The organism is Achromobacter sp. 1012554356 (assembly GCF_059760815.1).
The window spans coordinates 1-18,333 of sequence record NZ_JCBANC010000089.1 but is presented as its reverse complement, the minus strand read 5'-3'; the positions used below and the strand labels follow the sequence as shown (position 1 = coordinate 18,333).

Annotated in this window: 18 protein-coding genes; 8 read left to right on the top strand and 10 right to left on the bottom strand. The window is 66.9% G+C overall.

Translation table 11 applies throughout. The annotated features are described in order from the left end of the window. The 3 genes from AC6LJW_RS27980 to AC6LJW_RS27970 all read right to left on the bottom strand — a co-directional run. Positions 1–1,314 (bottom strand): LLM class flavin-dependent oxidoreductase (locus tag AC6LJW_RS27980; RefSeq protein ID WP_498088838.1); only part of this gene is annotated, 1,314 nt, incomplete at its 3' end. 19 nt (positions 1,315–1,333) lie between these two features. Then, the gene (locus AC6LJW_RS27975; RefSeq protein ID WP_498088837.1) at positions 1,334–2,551 is read right to left on the bottom strand and encodes an SfnB family sulfur acquisition oxidoreductase; all 1,218 of its coding nucleotides are present in this window, start codon (positions 2,549–2,551) and stop codon (positions 1,334–1,336) included. A 4-nt stretch (positions 2,552–2,555) separates the two neighbouring features. Then, positions 2,556–3,797, bottom strand: coding sequence for an SfnB family sulfur acquisition oxidoreductase (locus tag AC6LJW_RS27970; RefSeq protein ID WP_498088836.1), 1,242 nt, complete (start codon positions 3,795–3,797; stop codon positions 2,556–2,558). 226 nt (positions 3,798–4,023) lie between these two features. On the opposite strand from AC6LJW_RS27970, the gene AC6LJW_RS27965 reads away from it, so the two are divergent. The 6 genes from AC6LJW_RS27965 to AC6LJW_RS27940 all read left to right on the top strand — a co-directional run bounded on the left by AC6LJW_RS27965 (position 4,024) and on the right by AC6LJW_RS27940 (position 10,754). After that, entirely contained in the window at positions 4,024–4,851 is an 828-nt protein-coding gene (locus AC6LJW_RS27965) for a hypothetical protein (protein ID WP_498088835.1), read from the top strand. A gap of 61 nt (positions 4,852–4,912) precedes the next feature. Next, positions 4,913–6,595 carry an ABC transporter substrate-binding protein gene (locus AC6LJW_RS27960; RefSeq protein ID WP_175137153.1) on the top strand — a complete coding sequence of 561 codons (1,683 nt, stop codon included), beginning with the start codon at positions 4,913–4,915 and terminating at the stop codon, positions 6,593–6,595. A gap of 19 nt (positions 6,596–6,614) precedes the next feature. Further along, positions 6,615–7,592 carry an ABC transporter permease gene (locus AC6LJW_RS27955; RefSeq protein WP_056565141.1) on the top strand — a complete coding sequence of 326 codons (978 nt, stop codon included), beginning with the start codon at positions 6,615–6,617 and terminating at the stop codon, positions 7,590–7,592. Further along, positions 7,589–8,467, top strand: coding sequence for an ABC transporter permease (locus tag AC6LJW_RS27950; RefSeq protein ID WP_498088834.1), 879 nt, complete (start codon positions 7,589–7,591; stop codon positions 8,465–8,467). The genes AC6LJW_RS27955 and AC6LJW_RS27950 overlap by 4 nt, the downstream gene beginning before the upstream one ends. 14 nt (positions 8,468–8,481) lie before the next feature. Then, positions 8,482–10,188 carry an ABC transporter ATP-binding protein gene (locus AC6LJW_RS27945; RefSeq protein ID WP_498088833.1) on the top strand — a complete coding sequence of 569 codons (1,707 nt, stop codon included), beginning with the start codon at positions 8,482–8,484 and terminating at the stop codon, positions 10,186–10,188. 128 nt (positions 10,189–10,316) lie between these two features. Then, complete coding sequence (locus AC6LJW_RS27940) at positions 10,317–10,754, top strand: universal stress protein (RefSeq protein ID WP_056565149.1); 438 nt, start codon at positions 10,317–10,319, stop codon at positions 10,752–10,754. 19 nt (positions 10,755–10,773) lie between these two features. On the opposite strand, the gene AC6LJW_RS27935 is transcribed toward AC6LJW_RS27940, so the two are convergent. The 4 genes from AC6LJW_RS27935 to AC6LJW_RS27920 form a co-directional block, all read right to left on the bottom strand. Continuing rightward, complete coding sequence (locus tag AC6LJW_RS27935; RefSeq protein WP_498088832.1) at positions 10,774–11,781, bottom strand: 2Fe-2S iron-sulfur cluster-binding protein; 1,008 nt, start codon at positions 11,779–11,781, stop codon at positions 10,774–10,776. A gap of 11 nt (positions 11,782–11,792) precedes the next feature. Then, entirely contained in the window at positions 11,793–12,272 is a 480-nt protein-coding gene (locus tag AC6LJW_RS27930) for a GlcG/HbpS family heme-binding protein (protein ID WP_056319338.1), read from the bottom strand. 29 nt (positions 12,273–12,301) lie between these two features. Then, positions 12,302–13,762 carry an aldehyde dehydrogenase family protein gene (locus AC6LJW_RS27925; protein ID WP_498088831.1) on the bottom strand — a complete coding sequence of 487 codons (1,461 nt, stop codon included), beginning with the start codon at positions 13,760–13,762 and terminating at the stop codon, positions 12,302–12,304. Positions 13,763–13,932: 170 nt separating this feature from the next. Further along, a complete protein-coding gene (locus AC6LJW_RS27920) occupies positions 13,933–15,465 on the bottom strand; it encodes a hypothetical protein (RefSeq protein ID WP_427986807.1) in 1,533 nt (510 codons plus the stop codon). Positions 15,466–15,695: 230 nt separating this feature from the next. Between AC6LJW_RS27920 and AC6LJW_RS27915 the strand changes: the two genes are divergently transcribed. Then, a complete protein-coding gene (locus AC6LJW_RS27915; RefSeq protein WP_056565161.1) occupies positions 15,696–16,439 on the top strand; it encodes a sulfite exporter TauE/SafE family protein in 744 nt (247 codons plus the stop codon). A gap of 79 nt (positions 16,440–16,518) precedes the next feature. After that, a complete protein-coding gene (locus AC6LJW_RS27910; protein WP_105237069.1) occupies positions 16,519–17,241 on the top strand; it encodes a GntR family transcriptional regulator in 723 nt (240 codons plus the stop codon). Between the two features lie 50 nt (positions 17,242–17,291). Here the strand turns inward: AC6LJW_RS27910 and AC6LJW_RS27905 are convergent, their stop codons facing one another. Genes AC6LJW_RS27905 through AC6LJW_RS27895 form a run of 3 tightly spaced genes read right to left on the bottom strand, consistent with a single transcriptional unit; the run spans position 17,292 to position 18,272 of the window. Further along, a complete protein-coding gene (locus AC6LJW_RS27905) occupies positions 17,292–17,636 on the bottom strand; it encodes a 2Fe-2S iron-sulfur cluster-binding protein (protein WP_498088830.1) in 345 nt (114 codons plus the stop codon). Between the two features lie 4 nt (positions 17,637–17,640). Next, complete coding sequence (locus AC6LJW_RS27900; protein WP_056565169.1) at positions 17,641–17,976, bottom strand: hypothetical protein; 336 nt, start codon at positions 17,974–17,976, stop codon at positions 17,641–17,643. Next, positions 17,973–18,272, bottom strand: coding sequence for a 2Fe-2S iron-sulfur cluster-binding protein (locus AC6LJW_RS27895; RefSeq protein WP_056566926.1), 300 nt, complete (start codon positions 18,270–18,272; stop codon positions 17,973–17,975). Before AC6LJW_RS27895 ends, AC6LJW_RS27900 begins: the two co-directional genes overlap by 4 nt. Positions 18,273–18,333: the final 61 nt, after the last annotated feature.

Genomic DNA, 18,333 nt, shown 5'->3' with positions numbered 1-18,333 from the left:
CCCCTCCCCAAACAACTTCTCCCTCAGAGACCCCTCCGCATACGCCCGCTTGTACGACCCCCGTTCCTGCAATTCCGGCACCACGATGTCGATGAAGTCCGAATAGCATTCCGGCGTCACCGTCCGCGCCAGATTGAATCCGTCGATATCCGTTTCGGCCACCCACGACTCAAGTTCATCCGCGATCTGCGATGCGCTGCCTACCAGCGCCGGATATCTGCCCCCTAGCGCCATGTCGGCGAGCAGGTCGTTGACCGTGCGGTCGGTGCGGGCCACAGTCAGGTTCTTGACGGCCGATTCGATCGCGTTGTTCTTCACGTAACGGATCGGTTCGTCGGACGAATAGCGCGAGAAGTCGATGCCGGTAGAGCTGGCGTAGTGGGCGAGGCCCGCTTCGGGGTTGGCGTAGCGCAGATATTCCGCGTGCTTCTCGCGTGCCTCGGCTTCCGTTCTACCGGGCACCACCGTCACGCCCATGAAGAACTTGATGTCGCGTGGATTGCGGCCTTCGCGGGCGACCGCGTCTCGGACGTCGGCGACGAGTTTGCGAAGGCCGTCCTTGGTTTGGCTTGAGACGAACACGCACTCGGCATGGCGTGCGGCGAAAGCCTGGCCGCGGCCGGAGGAGCCGGCCTGGTACAAGACCGGCGTGCGTTGGCGCGACGGTTCGGAGAGGTGATACCCCTGCACGCGGTAGTACTTGCCGGTGTGGTCCACCGGGCGCACGGCGGCGGGGTCGGCATAGAGGCGGGCGCGTTTGTCGGCAAGCACCGCGTCGTCGGCCCAGCTGCCTTCCCAGAGTTTGTAGGCAACCTCCAGGAATTCATCGGCGCGGTCGTAGCGTTCGTCATGGGCGATCTGTTCTGACAAACCCATCGCGCGCGCCGCGCTTTCCAGATAGCCGGTGACGATGTTCCAGCCGATGCGGCCGTTGGTCAGGTGGTCCAGCGTCGAGAAGCGGCGCGCCAGCAGGTAGGGCGCTTCGTAGGTCAGGTTCACCGTCACGCCAAAGCCCAGATGGCGCGTGGCGGCGGCCATCGCGGATACCGTGAGCAGGGGGTCGTTGACCGGAAGCTGGATGGACTCGCGCAGCGTGATGTCGGCCGAGTCCTGGTAGACGTCGTACACGCCCACGATGTCGGCTAGAAACAGGCCGTCGAAGAGGCCGCGTTCCAGCAGCTTGGCCAGATCCGTCCAGTATTCCAGGGTCTTGTATTGGGTGGACGTGTCGCGCGGATGCGTCCACAGGCCGTGGTTGATGTGGCCAACGCAGTTCATGTTGAACGCGTTCAGGAGGATTTGCTTTTTTGCCATGGCGAGCCGCTCCGGCGTATCAGGTGGTGCCCACGCGCGCGGGCGGGGCGTCGTTGAGGTAGTAATTGCCGACGGCGTGCACCTTCCAGCGCACCGGATCGTGCAGGGTGTGGGTGCGGGCGTTGCGCCAATGGCGGTCCAGGTTCAGGTGGTCCAGCGTGGACTGCGTACCCGACAGCTCGAACAGCTTGGTGCCGGCGGCGAGCGACGCCTCGGTGGTGAGCGCGCGGGCCTCGGCCACGGCGATGGCGGCGGCCGCGATGTGTTGCGGGGTGGCATCGGCAGTGGCCGTGTCCAGTATCCGGCCGGCGCGCGCCACCAGGGCGCGGGCGGCCTCCAACCGGACCGACAGGCGGCCGAATTCGCTGATCGTCAGCGGATCGTGCCGCGCCTCGTCGACGCCGGCGTCGATCCACGGCCGCGAGCGTTCGCGCACGAAGTCGACGGCGTCGGCCAGCGCGGCCTGGCCGAGCCCTAAGTCGATGGCGGCGTGGATCAGCTGCGCCAGCGGCTTGATCGTGTTGGCGGGCGCGGACGGATCGGCAAGCAGCAGCACGTCTTGCCGCGGCACCGCCACGTCCTTGAAGACCACCGTGCCGCTGCCGGTTACGCGCTGGCCGAAACCGGACCAGTCGTCGATGACTTCGACGCCGGGACTGTCGCGGCGCACGAAGGCCAGGCGCTGGATGCCGTCCTCGTCCACCGTGGCGGTGGGGATCCACTGGGCATAGAGCGCGCCGGTGCAGTAGAACTTGCTGCCGTTGATGCGCCAGCCGTCCTGGCCATCGGGCGTCAGGCGCGTGCGGCGTTCGGCGGCTGTGCGTGTGCCAACCTCGGCCAGCGCGTTGCCGAAGCGGTCGCCGGCCAGCGCACGCGCGTAGAAACGCGCCTGCTGGTCGGCGTTGCCGTTCACGCGCAGGACTTCCAGCGCGTAGTAGTGGTTTTGCGGAATCTGCCCCAGCGAGCCATCAGCGCGCGAGATGATGGCCGTGACGGCGGCGAGCGTCACGCACGACACGCCGGCGCCACCATGCTTGCGCGGCACGGTGATACCCCACAGGCCAGACTGAGAATAACGCTCCAGTTCCGGCAGCGGCAGGCGGCGTTCGCGGTCGCGTGCCGACGCCTCTTCGGCGAATTCGGCGGCCAGCGCGTGGGCGGTTTCGATGGCCTGCGCGTCGTTCTGGATGAGGGCGGCGCGGCGGGGCGCCAGCGTGGACACGTTCTGATGCGGCATGAGGTCAGATCCAGGAATGGCGGTTGGGACGCTCGCCGTTCAGCACATGGTTGCCGATGGCGTGGTACTTCCAGCGCACCGGGTCGTGCAGCGTGTGCGTGCGCGCGTTGCGCCAGTGGCGGTCGAGGTTGAACTCGGCCAGCGACGCACGCGAGCCCGAAAGTTCGAAGAGTTTTTCGCTGGCGGTAAGCGCGATCTCCGTGGACAGCGCCTTGGCGCGCGCCACCACGATGGAGGCGGCTGCCACGCCGTCCGCGTCCAACTCGCGTCCCGCAGCGTCATCCAGATGTTGCGCGGCCTCGGTCAGCAGCGCCTCGGCGGCATGCAACTCGATGTGCAGGCGCCCCACGTCGGCGATGACGTACGGGTCCTGCGTTGCGCGTTCGACGTTCGCCTCGACCCAAGGGCGTGAGCGTTCACGCAGGAAGGTCACCGTGTCGTTCAAGGCGCCCTGCGCGATGCCGGCGTCGATGGCGGCCTGCATCAGCTGCGCGAACGGTCCAATCAGCACGGGGCTTTCCTGCACGGTCCAGGCGGGCAGGATGCTGTCGGCTTCCACGCGCACGTTGTCCAGCAGCACCGTACCGCTGGCCGTGGTGCGCTGGCCGAAGCTGGACCAGTCGTCCACCACCGTCAGCCCCGGCGCGCCGCGTTCCAGCACAACCGTCACCAGCCTGCCCTGCGCGTCCAGCACCTTGGACGGGATCCAGTGCGCGAACAGCGCACCGGTGGAGTAGAACTTGCGGCCGGTGAGGCGAAAGCCGTCGCCGTCGGGCACGAGGCGCGCCTGTATGTCGCGAGTGTGGCGCGTGTGGCGTTCGGGGCCCGCATTGCCCAGCCGGCGCCCCGCCAGCACACCGTCGTAGTACCGCCGCTTCTGCGCTGGCGATCCGGTCAGGCGCAACAGGTTCAGAAAGCCGAAGTGATTCTGTGGAATCTGGCCCAGCGACGGATCCGCCGCGCTGATGATGCGAAAGACCTCGGCCAGCGTGACGTGGGACACATCCGGCCCGCCGAATTCACGCGGCACCGTGATGCCGCCCAGCCCGCTCGCCGAATAGCGCTCGATTTCGCGCCACGGCAAACCGCGCTCGCGGTCCCGCCGCGCCGCGCCCTGCGCGAAGTCGGCGGCCAGCGCATGCGCGGCGTCGATGGCCTGCGCGTCGTCGGCAATGCGAGCCGCAGGCACGACCCGCGGCGCGTCGTCGATGTCGTGCGTGGTGGAAATGCTTGAAGCTTGCGGCATGGAATGCCCCGGCGTTGAGAAGACATGCAGCCTACGTCGCGGCCATGGCGCAGCGGAAGAACTGATTTTGCATTGGCTTATTTGAAATCGGCATATGCGGCCGAACACTGCGCGTGCCCCTGTTAGAGGGGCGCGGCGCGCATATCCAAATCACCAAAGAATGTTTGTGGCGGGCATTGGCGCTTGCTTAGAGTCGAGTCTTTCCGCCAACCATCTTGCAGCCGCCATGCCCGAACTGGATCTGCCCTTGTCCCTGCATTACGACGGCGCGCTTGAGGCGCAGCTGTTTGACGACCTGCGGCTGGTCGTGGCGCCGAACATTCCCGCCGCGCGCATCGACGCCCCGCGCGACCTGGCGAATGCCGAAGAGCGCGAGGCCGCGGGCCGCTACGCGGTGTGGAACACCGTACATGACCTCTTCATCACGCAGGTTGCCGCGCATGCCATATCGGGCCTCTTCGACGACGACGTCGAGTTTCAGTTCGCGCTGGCGCGCCAGCTGGGCGACGACGCCGCGCACGCGGAGTTCTCGCGCGGACGCGCCGCGGTGCTGCTGGGCGCTGACCCGCTGCCCCTGGTCGAGGATGGCGTGCGCGACGCATGGGACCTGATCGGCGGCTTTGCGCTACGCAATTGGCAGAACTTCCTGGCGTGGCAGTTCCACTACGAGCACTACATCCTGGCGCGCCTGTTCGTGAACCGGCGCACAGCGCAGGTGCTGGATTTCGGCCACCGCGAGTTCGGCGAGAACCGCATCCTGCCCGACGAGGAAGCGCACCGCATCCGCATCACGCAGTGGTGGCTGAACAAGCTGGAACGCGCCGACCCGGCCCAACGTGAAGACTGGGTGGAAGGCCTGATTCAGGCCGATGAGGACGCCCAGCGCATCCTGGGTCCTTATCTGCGCGACTCCTGGCAACTAAATCAGCGCGCCACGCATCTGGACACCCGCAACCACGTCGCGCTGTACGACGCGTGGCGGCGCGAGCTTTTGGCCACGCTGCTGCGCCGCGATCCGTCGGATCTGCCGGCGTTAACCAGCCTGGCGGCGTGAACCCGCACACCTCTCCCCCTTCTCTGCACGACGCATCCTCTTTCCACGCAAGGACACCACGATGACGCAGTCTCTCCCCCCCGCCGCGGACGATCAGGACCAGCCCGCCAGCCCGTTGCGCCGCTGGCTCATGGGCGCCGCGGCGCTGATGGGCTCGGGCGCCCTGTTTCCCAACGTGATCTTCGCGCCCGCGCACGCCGACACGAACAGCCTGCCCAACACCGTGGACGGCGCGGTGCGCGGCGGCGTGCTCAATGCAGTGGTGCATCCGGAGCCGCCCACGCTGGCGTTCTACCTGAACTCGTCCACGCCCACGGGGGCCGTGGTGAGCAAGATCTTCGACGGGCTGGTGGAGTACGGCCCGGACCTCAAGCCGCGTCCCGTCCTGGCCGAAAGCTGGACCGTATCGGAGGACGGCAAGACCATCACCTTCAAGCTGCGCCAGGGCGTGCTGTGGCACGACGGCAAGCCGTTCACATCGGCGGACGTGAAGTGGTCGGCTGAGGAAGTGTGGTTGAAGCACGCGCCCAGCGCGCGCCGCGTGTTCCAGTATCTGCAGAAGGTCGAGGCGCCGGACGATCACACCGTGGTGCTGCACCTGTCCCAGCCCACGCCCGTGGCGCTGAACGCCATCGACTCGCTGGGCGCGCCGATCCTGCCGCGCCATCTGTTCGAAGGCACGGACATCCAGAACAATCCGTACAACAACAAGCCGATCGGCACCGGTCCCTTCGTGTTCAAGGAATGGAACCGCGGCAACTACATCGTGCTGGAGAAGAACGAGAAATACTGGCAGCCGGAGCGCCCGTACCTGGACCGCATCGTCTGGAAGATCATCCCGGACGTCTCGGGCCGCGCCACCGCGCTGGAGACCGGCGGCGTCGCTTACGGCGAGCGCAATCCGGTGGCCTTCACCGATGCGACGCGTCTGTCCAAGCTGCCCAAGCTGGCGGTCGACACGTCCGGCTACAACGGCTTTGCCGCCTGGCTGTGGCTGGAAGCCAACCTGCGCGATCCCATCCTGTCGAACCTGAAGGTGCGCCAGGCCATCGCGCACGCGGTGAACAAGCAAGTGCTGGTCAAGACCGTGTGGAACGGCTATGCCGAACCGTTCGTCAGCCCGGTGCCGTCGCTGGTAAAGCCCTATCACAACCCCAACGTGCAACAGTATCCGTTTGACCCGGCGCTGGCCGAGAAGCTGCTGGACGAAGCCGGCTACCCGCGCAAGGCCGACGGCTGGCGCTTTGCGCTGACGCACGACTACATCCCGTTCGGCGACGACTACCGCCGCACCGGCGAGTTCGTGCGCCAGGCGTTGCGCAAGATCGGCATCGACGTGACGCTGCGTGGGCTGGACCTGGCGACGTGGACGCGCAATGTGTTCACGGACTACAACTTCCAGCTCATCAGTTCGTGGGGAACGGTTCTGATCGATCCGCAGTTGGGCGTGGAGACGCGCTACTGGAGCAAGGCAGAAGCCAAGGGTACGCCCTGGTACAACGTTTCCGGCTACAAGAACGCCGACATGGATCGGGCCATCGAAGCCGCGCAGATCGAAACCGATCCGCAAAAGCGCATCGAGCAATACAACGAGGTGCAGCGGCTGGCGCAGCGTGATCTGCCGCTGATCGGGCTGTTCGAGTTCCGCTGGTTTGGCGTGTGGGACAAGCAGGTGCGCAACGTGACGGACGCTTCGTCCCATTCGCGCAACAACTTTGCCAACGTCTGGCTGGGCAAGGCCTGACGGCCGGGGAAAGATCGCCATGTCCCTGCGCCTGCCCCGTCCGCTGCGCTACCTGCTGCAGATCCTGTTCGTGGTGGGCGTCACCGCGATTGCCAACTTCTTCCTGCTGAAACTCGTGCCTGGTGATCTGGTGGACGTGATCGCCTCGGAAAACAGCGGCATCACACCCGAGCACGTCGCGCAGTTGCGCCAGGCCTATGGCCTGGACCAGAGCGTGTTCGCGCAGCTCGGCTATTACCTCAAGAGTCTGCTGTCGCTGGACCTGGGATATTCCTTCCGTTATGGCGAGCCGGTGTCAGACCTGATCTTCAACCGGCTGCCCGCGACGCTGGCGCTGATTGGCACGGGATTGGCGCTGTCGGTGGCCGTCGGCGTGCTGCTGGGCGTGCTGGCCGCCCGGCGTCCGCAGGGCATTCTGGACACGCTGCTGTCCGGGCTGGCCACGGCAGGCTATTCCGCGCCCATGTTCTGGACGGCGCTGATGCTGATCGTGGGCTTTGGCGTGCATCTGAACTGGCTGCCTGTCGGCGGGATCCGCGATGTGGGCGCGGCGCACCAGGGCTGGGCGCTGTGGGTGGACTATGCGCGCCATCTGGCGCTGCCGGTCACCACCGTGGCGATCTACTACGTGGCCATCTACGCCCGGCTGTCGCGCGCGTCGATGATCGAGACCCTGCAGGAAGACTACATCCGCACCGCGCGCGCCCGCGGCAACGGCGAGGCGCGCGTGATCTGGCGCCATGCCCTGAAGAACGCCATCCTGCCGGTCATCACGATGCTGGGTCTGCAAAGCAGCGCGCTGCTGGGCGGCAGCATCGTGGTCGAAACCGTGTTCGCGTGGCCGGGACTGGGGCAGTTGTCGTTCGAGGCCATCGCCAGCCGCGACGTCAACCTGCTGCTGGGCATCCTGCTGATGAGCGCGGCGCTGGTCGCTCTGATGAACATAGCCGTCGACGCCTGCTACGGCCTGCTCGACCCCCGAGTGAGAAAGACATGAAAGCACCCGCCCTTGCCGCGCTGCGCCTGCTGCGCACGCCTTCGGCCGCTGTCAGCGCGGTCATTCTGGCCATCGTGATCGGCGCGGCGGCCAGCGCCTCGTGGCTGTTTCCCGACGATCCGCTGGAGATGGTCGGCGCCCCCTTTACCTGGCCCGGCGAAGACGCCGAGTTTCCCGCAGGTACCGACCTGATGGGCCGCGACATCCTGGCCGGGCTTTTCCACGGGGCGCGCGTGTCGCTGCTGGTGGGCGGCGCGTCGGCCGCGATCGCGCTAGGCATCGGGCTGCTGGTGGGCGCCTTTGCCGGCTATGCCGGTCCGCGCACCGATGCCGTGCTGATGCGCATCACCGAGCTGTTCCAGACGGTGCCCTCGTTCCTTCTGGCGATCGTGCTGGTGGCGATTCTGGGGCCGTCACTGTCGACCATCATCTTTGCGCTGGGCATCACGTCTTGGACCGGCATCGCGCGGCTGACGCGCGGCGAATTCATCTCGCTGCGCGAGCGCGAGTTCGTGCGGGCCGCGCAGACGCTGGGCGCCGGCCACGCCCGCATCATCTTCCGCGAGATCCTGCCCAACGCCCTCCCGCCCATCATCGTGACCACCGCCGTGCTGGTGGCCCACGCCATCCTGTCCGAAGCGGGGCTGTCCTTTCTGGGACTGGGCGATCCCAACGTGGTGAGCTGGGGCAGCATGGTCGGCGCGGGCCGCGAGGCGCTGCGCACCGCCTGGTACATGACCGCGCTGCCCGGCCTGACCATCATGGTGACGGTGCTGGCGCTGAACCTGCTCAGCGACGCCATCAACGATGCGCTCAACCCCAAACTGCGCCGCCGCCGCGTGGCGGCACAGCCCGCCGCCGCCGGCCAGCCGTAAAACCGATTCCCGACATGACCACGCTGATCGACATCCAAGGATTGAACGTCGCCTTCCCCGGCCACCAGGCCGTGCGGAACCTGGACCTGCAACTGCGCGCCGGCGAAACGCTGGCGCTGGTGGGCGAGTCCGGCTGCGGCAAATCCACCACCGCGCTCGCGCTGCTGGGGCTGTTGCCGCGCCATGCCAAGGTGCAGGGCCGCGTGCTGTTCGAGGGCCAGGACCTGCTGGCGCTGCCGGAACGCCGCCGCTGTGCGTTGCGCGGCGACCGCATCGCCATGATCTTCCAGGAGCCGATGACCAGCCTGAATCCGGTGCTGACCCTGGGCGACCAGATTGGCGAGGCGCTGCGCCTGCACCGCGGCGCGTCCGCCCGGGCGGCCCGCGCACGCGCCATCGAACTGCTCGACATGGTGCGCGTGCCGGAGCCGCAGCGCCGCGTGGACGACTATCCGCATCACCTGTCCGGCGGCCAGCGCCAGCGGGCGATGATCGCCGCCGCCATCGCCTGCCAGCCCGCGCTGCTGGTGGCCGACGAGCCCACCACCGCGCTGGACGTGACGGTCCAGGCGCAGATCCTGAAACTGCTGGACGACCTGCGCGGCGAGTTGGGCATGGGGCTGTTGCTGATCACGCACGACCTGGCGGTTGTGGGCGAATGGGCTGACCGCGTGGCGGTGATGGTGCAGGGCGAAAAGGTCGAGGAAGGCGCGGCGTCCGCGCTGCTGGGCCAGCCGCGCCACCCGTACACGCGCGGCCTGCTCGGCGCATCGCTGCGGCTGGACGACGCCACGCACTACAGCACGCTGCGGCTGCCGGAGATTCGAACCCGGCTGGATCCTGCGTCGGGCAAGCCGGTGTTTGGACTGGTGACGCCGCCGCGTGTCCCGGCAGCCGCCAACGACCCCGCCGCGAGCGCCAGCGGTCCACTGCTGCAGGTACAGGACCTGCGCGTGCAGTACCGGACGTCCCGCGGCATCACCACGGCGGTCGATGGCGTGTCGTTCGAGATCGCGCCGGGCGAAACGGTGGGCCTGGTGGGCGAGTCGGGCTGCGGCAAGTCCACACTGTCACGCGCGCTGGTGCGGCTGCTGCCGCCGGCCTCGGGCCGCATTCTGCTGCGCGACGAAGACACCACGACGCTAGATGCCGGCCGGCTGGCCGCCTACCGCCAGCGCGTGCAGATGATCTTTCAGGATCCGTACGCGTCCCTCAATCCCCGGCATACCGTGGCGGACATCCTGGAGGCAGCGCTGCGCATCCATCGCGTGAAGGATCGCGTCGAGCGTCGCCGCCGCATTCACCACATCCTGGACGCCGTCGGCCTGCCGCGCGAGGCGCTGGCGCGCTATCCCAGCGAGTTCTCGGGCGGCCAGCGTCAGCGCATCGGCATTGCCCGGGCGCTGGTGCTGCGCCCGGCGCTGGTCATCTGCGACGAACCCGTGTCGGCGCTGGACGTGTCCGTGCAGGCGCAGATTCTCAACTTGCTGGTCGACCTGAAGGATGAGTTCCGCCTGTCGTACCTGTTCATCTCGCACGACCTGTCGGTGGTCCACTACCTGGCGGACCGGGTGCTGGTCATGAATGCGGGGCGGATCGTCGAGGAAGGACCCAACGCCACGCTCTGGCGCGACGCCCGCCATCCCTACACGCGCAGTCTGATCGCCGCCCTGCCGCGCGGGCTGGAGCCGGGGGACGAGGCGCAGCGGCGTATCGCCTGACGCCGCCGCACCCTCCTCCCGCGTGCCCCCCGGCCCACTCCTCCATATGGGGGCTGGTTTGCGCCTGCCCGCAGGCCTATACTGGATTCGCCGTTGCTGGACATTCCTTTACCTAAAGGAGAGGCAACATGTACAGGCACTTGCTCATCGCCGTGGACGGTTCCCTGCTGTCCGAGTCGGCATTCAAGCGCGCGCTCGTTTTCGCCAAGGAAATGGGCGCCACCATCACCCTGCTGCGCGCTATTCCGGAAGACCACCTGCTGGTTTATCAGGCCGAAATGCTGGGCGCCACCGAAGGACATCACACCGACCAGGCGCGCAAGAACGCGCAGGCCTATCTGGACGGACTTGAGACTGAGGCGCGGCACGCGCTGGTGCCCTGCGAAGCCATCGTCATGGTGAATGACCATCCGCACGAGGCCATTGTGGAGACGGCGCAGAAAACCGGATGCGACCTGATCGTGATGGGATCGCACGGGCGGCACGGCATGACGGGCTTTTTGCTGGGCAGCGAGACGCAGCGCGTGCTGGCGCGCACGCGGCTGCCGGTGCTGGTGTATCGGTAGGCCGAGTCTTCGTTGTTCGTTATGCCGAGGCCAGCGCGTGCTGGAACGTGAAGCTGTCGGCGTACACGTGGTCCAGGCTGGCGCCGCGTTCGGCCAGCAGGCTTTTGGCCTGGCGGATCATTTCCGGCGCGCCGCACAGGTAGAAGGCATGTTCCGACAGGTCGTCGTGGTCTTCCAGGACGGCCTGTTGCACGTAGCCGCGGCGCCCCTGCCAATCGGGTCCCGCGCGCGACAGCACGGGCACGAAGTTGAATTCGTACAGACGGCCGGCCCAGCTTTCTATCTCGTCGCGGATATACAGGTCCGCTTCGGTACGCATGCCCCAATACAGGGTGACGGGCGGGCAGTCCTCGTTGTCCAGCAGCGATTCCAGAATCGCCTTGATCGGCGCAATGCCGGTGCCGGTCGCCATCATGATGAGCGGGCGCCAATCTTCCTCGTGATAGCTGAAGACGCCAAGCGGCGCCTCGATCTCCACGGGCGCGCCCGCGCTGGCCTGTCCCAGCCACTGGTCCGTGTAGCGGCCGCCGGGAATGCGCCGCACATGGAAGTCGATCAGGTTGCCGGCGGGCGCCGAGGCCATGGAGAAGCTGCGCGTCTCGCCGTCCGGCAGCACCACGTTCATATACTGGCCGGGCACGTAGTCCAGGCCGTCGCCGGGCAGCGCCAGCGTCAGGTGGATGACGTCGTCGCAGTAGCCGTCGATGCGGTGGATCGTGGCGGGGATGCGGCGCGCCTCGGGAAAGACCTGGCGGCTGCTGGCCACGCTGATGCGCAGGTCGCCCATGGGATGCGCCTGGCACGCCAGCGCGTAGCCCTGCTCGGCCTCTTCCGGCGTCAGCGCCATCGGGTAGTCGTCGTACCGGACAGTGCCCGACTCGAGCTTGATGCGGCACGTGCCGCAGCCGCCGAACGTGCATTCGTGCGGCAGCTTCACCGCCGACCGCTCGGCGGCCTGCAGCACGGTTTCGCCCGCTTCGACGTCGAAGGCGGTCTCGGTTTCCAGAATGTGCACGCGGTATGCCATGGCGCCCTCGCCTATTTCTTGATGTCCGCTTCCACCAGCACCTTCATGCCGCGCGGCTCCAGCAATTCGCCCAGCGCGGCCAGTGCCGCAAGACCCGCTTTGGTGTCCTGCTCGCCGTTGCCGCCGCTCAGGCCCACGCCGCCGATCACCTCGCCGTTCACGACGATTGGAAAGCCGCCGACGAACACCGCGAACTTGCCGTCGAAGCTCCACTGGATGCCGAAGGCTTCGTTGCCGGGCAGCGCGGGGCCGTTGGGCGGCGTATTGAACAGGTGGGTCGAGCGCTTGTGCCCGGCAGCGGTGAACGCCTTGTTCCAGGCGATCTGCGGACCCGTGATGCGGGCGCCGTCCATGCGCTCCAGCGCAATCGGATAGCCACCGTCGTCCACGATGCAGATCGACTCCAGCACGCCGATTTCCTGCGACTTGGCGATGGCAGCGCGCACCATGACGCGCGCCTCTTCAAGTTCCAGCCGATAGATCTGTTTCATGTGCAAAGCCTCTGTGGATGGATGAGCCGTCAGCCGGCGCGGTAGACGGTTTTGATCTGGGTGTAGAACTCCAGGCCCACGCGGCCCGATTCTCGGAACGTCGAGGTGCTGGAGTGCTTCAGGCCGCCGAACGGCGCATTGATCAGATTGCCGGTGGTGGTGCGGTTGATCTTCACGGTGCCGGCCTGGATGTCCCGCGCGAAGCGGTGCGCGTAGCGCGCGTCGGTGGTGGCAATCGCGGCCGACAAGCCGTATTCCGTGTCGTTGGCCTGCGCGATGGCGTCGTCATACCCGTCGACCTCGATCAGCGCGATCACGGGGCCGAAGATCTCTTCGCGGGCAATGCGCATCTGCTGCGTCACGCCGGCAAAGAGCGCGGGCGTCACGTAATAGCCGCGGTCAAAGCCGGGGCCCGTCAGGCGATCGCCGCCGTGCAGGTGCTTGGCCTCCTGCTTGCCCAGTTCGATGTAGCCGAGCACGTTGTCGAGCTGGCGGGCGGTGGCCAGCGGACCCAGGTCGAAATTTCCCTCAAGCCCGTTGCCGATGGTCAGCGTCTTGATCTTGGCGAGCAGCTTTTCCGTATAGGCCTGGCTGACCTTGCGGTCGACCAGCACGCGGCTGGTGCCGGTGCACGCCTGTCCGCTCAACGAGAAGCCGCCCTTGACCGCCAGGTCCACCGCGCGATCCAGGTCGGCATCGGCCAGGACGATCAGCGGGTTCTTGCCGCCCAGCTCCATCTGCGTGCGGGTCGTCAGGCCCGCCGTCCGGTGGATCTGCTCGCCGGCGGCCGTGGAGCCGGTGAAGGAAATGGCCCGCACCTGGCTCGCCGCCGTAATGGCTTCCCCCACTGCGCCCGCCGGGCCCGTCAGAAAGTTCAGCACGCCGGCGGGCAGGCCGGCGCGCACGAAGGCCTCGGTCAGGCGATAGCCCGACATTGGCGCGTCGGACGAGGGCTTGAACACCACCGTGTTGCCCATGATGAGGGCCGGCGCGATCTTGCGCGCCGGAATCGAGATGGGGAAATTCCAGGGGGAAATGACCGTGACCACGCCCAGCGGCTCGCGCTGGCTGTAGACGATCATGTCCGGGTCGTCGTTGGGGTAGGTCTCGCCCGTGAAGGATTGGCCTTCGACCGCGTAGAACCGGATCGTCTGCGCCGAGCGCAGCACTTCATCCTTGGCCAGATTCAGGCCCTTGCCTTCTTCGCGGGTCAGCTCGCGGGCAATGGCGTCGGCGTTGTCTTCCAGGTGCTGGGCGGCCCGGAACAGGATGGCCGCGCGCTTGGAGATCGGCGTGTCGCGCCACGCGGCAAAGGCCGCTTCGGCGGCCAGCACGGCCTGCCGGGCGTCTTCGGCGCCGGACGCCTGGAAATGCCCGACGACATCGTCCATATCGGCCGGATTGCGGTTCGGGGCCGTCTTGCCCGTAGCGCTGGGCGTCCAATTGCCGCCGATGTAGTTCAAAAAGGGTTGCTGCGAGAGATCGTCCACGGGAGCGCTTCCTTGATTGAGTCTGGGCCGGCGTGGCCGGGCGCGAGGCATCTGGGCCAGTTTCAGCACATTGTATACTTTAATCACTGTGCGGCGATCGGTGGAAACCCCACCGCGCCGCCAGCAAAAAGGCTCCCGCGCGGGAGCCTTTTTGCATTCGGGCGGGGCTTTCAGCTCCAGATCAGCACCGCGCAGATCGTGGAGACGAAGAGCGCCAGCAGTACGGGCAGCAGCAGCGCGCGCACCAGCGACAGCACGTTCACCCGCGCAAACCCCGCCACCGCAATCAGCGACGACCAGGCGATCAGCGTGCCGCCGCCCGTCCACACGGCGCCCATCTGGCCGACCGCGGCCAGCGTAGCTGGGTCCACCCCGACGACCGGACCCAGCGCGCCGGACAGGGTGCCGGTGAGCGGCAGGCCGGCAAAGCCGGAGCCGTCGATGCCGGTGATCATGCCGACAAGCAGCACGCCGAAGGCGACGAGGAAGTGGTTCTCCGGAATCAGGTGCTGCGCGGCGGAGATCACTTCGAACAACAGGCCGGGTGCCTGCGCCGCCGGCACGCCCAGGATCTGGGCGGCCGTCTCATTGGCGCCCACGAAGAAAAAGCCGGCGATGGGCAGCACGGAACCCATTGCCTTGAAGGCGAACACGAAGCCGTCAGTGACGTGCTCCGGGCAGACGTCCAGCATCTTGCGGGGACCTTCGGCAGCCAACGTCACCAGCATCATCACCACGAACGCAACGCCGCCGACCAGCGCCGCCGCATCGCCGCCGCGCAGGGCGGGCAGCGACGGGAACAGCCGGGGCAGCACCATCACGGCGATCACCGCCAGGAACGCCAACGGCGTCACCACGGCAAACACCTTGGACCAGCGGATGCGGCGGCGCTCTTCGTCGCTCAGCGCGGGGCCGGCAGGCAGGGCGGGATCGGCGCCCATCGTGCCGCGAGCGAGTTCGGCCTTGTCGAACGAGCCAGCCTGTTCCATGCGCGCCAGACTGCCGTCCTGCGCACGGGCCTGCCAGGCCGACAGCAGCGCCGGATCGGCCGGCACGATGTGACGGCGCACCAGCAGGTAAGCCGTCACCAGCGCGATCGCGCCGGTGATCAGCGACAGCACGAGCGCGCGGTCGGCCACCACGGCGGCGCTGACCGCCGCTCCCGCCGCCTTGGCGCTGATGCTCGGCGCCACGCCGATCACGTAGTCCGAAGACAGGGCCATGCCCTGCCCCGCGATTGCAATGGCCATGGCGCCGGCCAGCGGCGGCAGCCCGGCCGCGATGGCCGCCGGCAGCAGGATGGCCGACACCAGCGGCACGGCGGGCGTCGGCCAGAAGAACAGCGAGATCACATAGGTACAGAGGGCGATGATCACGAACGACGAATGCCCGCCCCGCATGACGCGGCGAAACGGCTGGACCATGCGCACGTCCGCCTGCAGCGTCTTCAGGGAGTTGAGCAGCGCCGTCATGAACGTGATGACCAGAAAGATGTTGAAGAGCTCTTTGGCGGCGACGAAGCTGGCGGAAAAGATGCCGATCAGTCCGCTGATCGGATTGCCCGTGATCGCCAGCACGACCAGGAACGTGCCGATGACCGAGGGCACCACGACATTGGCGCGCAGGATCATCGTCAGGATGATGGCGGCCACGCTGATCAGGTATATCCAATGAGCGGCAGTGAGCACGACGTCGGATTGCATGCGCTATTCCCCTTGAATGCGTGGCTGTTGGGTCGCCACCGTCGGTATACTATATTTCGTTATGAGCCATACCAACCGAAATATGCACCGCCTAGGGAAACCGATAATGCGGGTCTCAGCCTGATTTTTAGCTGAAAAACAAGGGATTACCCTGGAGTTTCCGAAATCTCCTGGCATCACGGGATTTCATCGATAGACTATCGTATACAGAAATTACAACGCCCTTAGACATGTTGTCTTCCCTGGCAAGCACCGATCTGTGGCATTACGCCGCCATGGCAGCCGTCGTGTTTGGCGCGGCCGTCGCACAAGGCGTGGGCGGCGTGGGGTTTGCGATGTTTGCCGCGCCCGTCGCGGCCATGTTCTTCCCGCAACTGGCGCCCGGCCCGCTCCTGACCCTGGGCGGCTTCATTTCGCTCTTGACCGCCCTGCGCGAACGCGCCGCCATCGATTGGCCGGCCGTTTCCTACGCGCTGGCCGGGCGCGCCGTCGGCACCCTGATCGCGATCTACGCCATGGCGCGCTTTGCGCCCCAGGCGCTGGGCTTGCTTTTTGCCTGCATGATCTTGGTTGCCGTCGCGCTCAGCGTGGCGGGGCTGAAGTTCTCCGCAACGCCGGGCCGGGTCTCCGGGGCGGGCGTGGCCTCGGGGATCATGGGCACGATGACGTCGGTGGGCGCCCCGCCCATCGCCATCGTGCTGCAGCACGCCGCGCCGCCCCGGCTGCGCGCCACGCTGGGCATGGTGCTCTTTCTGGGATCCATTTTTTCGCTTGCCATGCTGGCGCTGGCCAAGCGTTACACGGGCTACCACGCCGGGTTGGCGCTCAGCCTGGCGCCGTTTCTGCTGGCCGGTTTCGCGGTCTCCAGCCGCCTGCGCACCCTGCTGCCTCCCCGTGCTGTGCGCGGCGTGCTGCTCGTGGCCTGCGCCATGGGCGCGGTGGGTGTGCTGGTGAAGTCATTCTGGGTGCACTGATGCGGCAAACCGCCAGCGACGGACGGCTACACCCGGTAATACAATGCCGACTATATCCATTACGCCAAACCTGCTCGCCATGACAACCTCCCCCGTCAGCCCGCAAGCCGTCGAGACACAGCATTCCTCCCCGCTGAAGATCGGCGAGCAGCACCCGCAGTTGTTTGCCGTCATCCGCGACAAGCTGCGCGAACGCATCTTGAGTGGCGAATTCACGCCGGGCGACCGCCTGGTGGAAGGCCGTTTGTCCGAGGAAATGGGCGTGTCCCGCATCCCGGTGCGCGAGGCGTTGCGCGCGCTGGCCGCCGAAGGCCTGGTCACGATCGAGCCGCGCCGCGGCGCGTCCGTGTCGGTACTGTCAGACGCCGTGGCCTACGACATGGTGGAAGTGCGCGCCACGCTGGAAGGCTTGAACGCCAAGCTGGCCGCGCAGCGCCGCGACGAAAAGACGGTGGAGCGCCTGCAGGCCTTTTTGCGCGAAGGCACGGAAGCGGCGCGCGACGAGAAGCTGGACAAGTTCCTGGCGCTGAATTCGCAGTTCCACGAAATGCTGGCCACGATCGGCGGCAACGTGGTGCTGACCGACCTGATGCGCTCGCTGCGCGACCGCACCGCGCTGCTGTTCGCGCCCAGCAACATGCGCCGCGCCAAGCAGAACTGGGACGAGCATTCGCAAATCTTGAATGCCGTCATTGCAGGCAACGGCGACCTGGCGGCGCTTCTGGCCAGCCAGCACGTGCACAACGCGGCCAAGGCCTACACCGAAGCGCAACAGCCGCCGCAGCAGGCGTCGGTGGCCTGAGCGCCTGAGCGCCGGAACACTGACGAGCGGCTGTCCCCGCCATCAGGTCATCAGGTCGTGATCTTCTCCACCGCCCCCGGCGCCGCGCCCACCACGATCCCCTTGCCGTTCTGCACCACCCACGACACCTTCACGTCGCCATTCACAAACGTCTGGCAGGCCATGCGGTAGCCGGCCTCGAAGTCTTCCGGCCGCAGATGCTTGCGCTCCTTCGGCTTGATGGCGTCGGTGTTTTCCAGCCCCTCTTCGATCCGGCACTTGCAGGTGCCGCACAGGCCGCCCCCGCACTTGAACGGGATGCCGCCCTTTTCCTTGAGCGACACGCGCAGCAGGTTGCTGTTTTCCGGCGCCGTGGCGACCATGCCGCCGTTGGATATGAACGTGATCTGAACCATATAGTCAGTGCTCCGCGGCGCGCGCGCCGGACCGCAGCGTCAGCGTCGACGCCATGCTGCCAAAACGCGTCAGGTGCGCCAGCTCCTTGCGGGCCGCGTCCACTGACGAGAACTTCTCCAGAAATTTGGACGGCACGTGATTCACCACGTAGGGCGGCGTTTCCTCGGTGACCACCAGCTTGATCTCACGTTCCAGGCGGGCAATGCTGAACACGGCCAGCGCGCGCCCGTAGAACACGTAGTCATAGGTCTCGATGATGTCGGCGCCGTCGCCCGCCTCGGTACGGAACACCCCGGGCTTGGAGGTCAGGATCACATAGGTGGATTCGGTCGCCATCATGCCTCCACGTCCTGGGACAGCTCGATGTCGCTGCTGAGCCAAAGCTGGCACGCCAGCCGGTAGCCCTGGTCGACACGATCGCCCAGCTGCTTTTTTTCCTTCCAGTTCACCGGCGGCAGATGCTCGGCCCCGGCGATGATGCGGCACGCGCACTTGGCGCACTTGCCCATGCCGCATTCGTAGCGCAGGTGCGGAAACGGAAACTGCTTGATGCCGGCCCGCACCACCAGGTTGGTGTTGTCCTTCACCACGTCGGTGTAGGTCTGGCCGCCTTTATGAAACACAACGGTAGGCATGAGGTCTTCGTCCAGGTTCTGCGGCGCGGGCACCGCCCGGGCGTGCCGGGCGGGCCGGGTG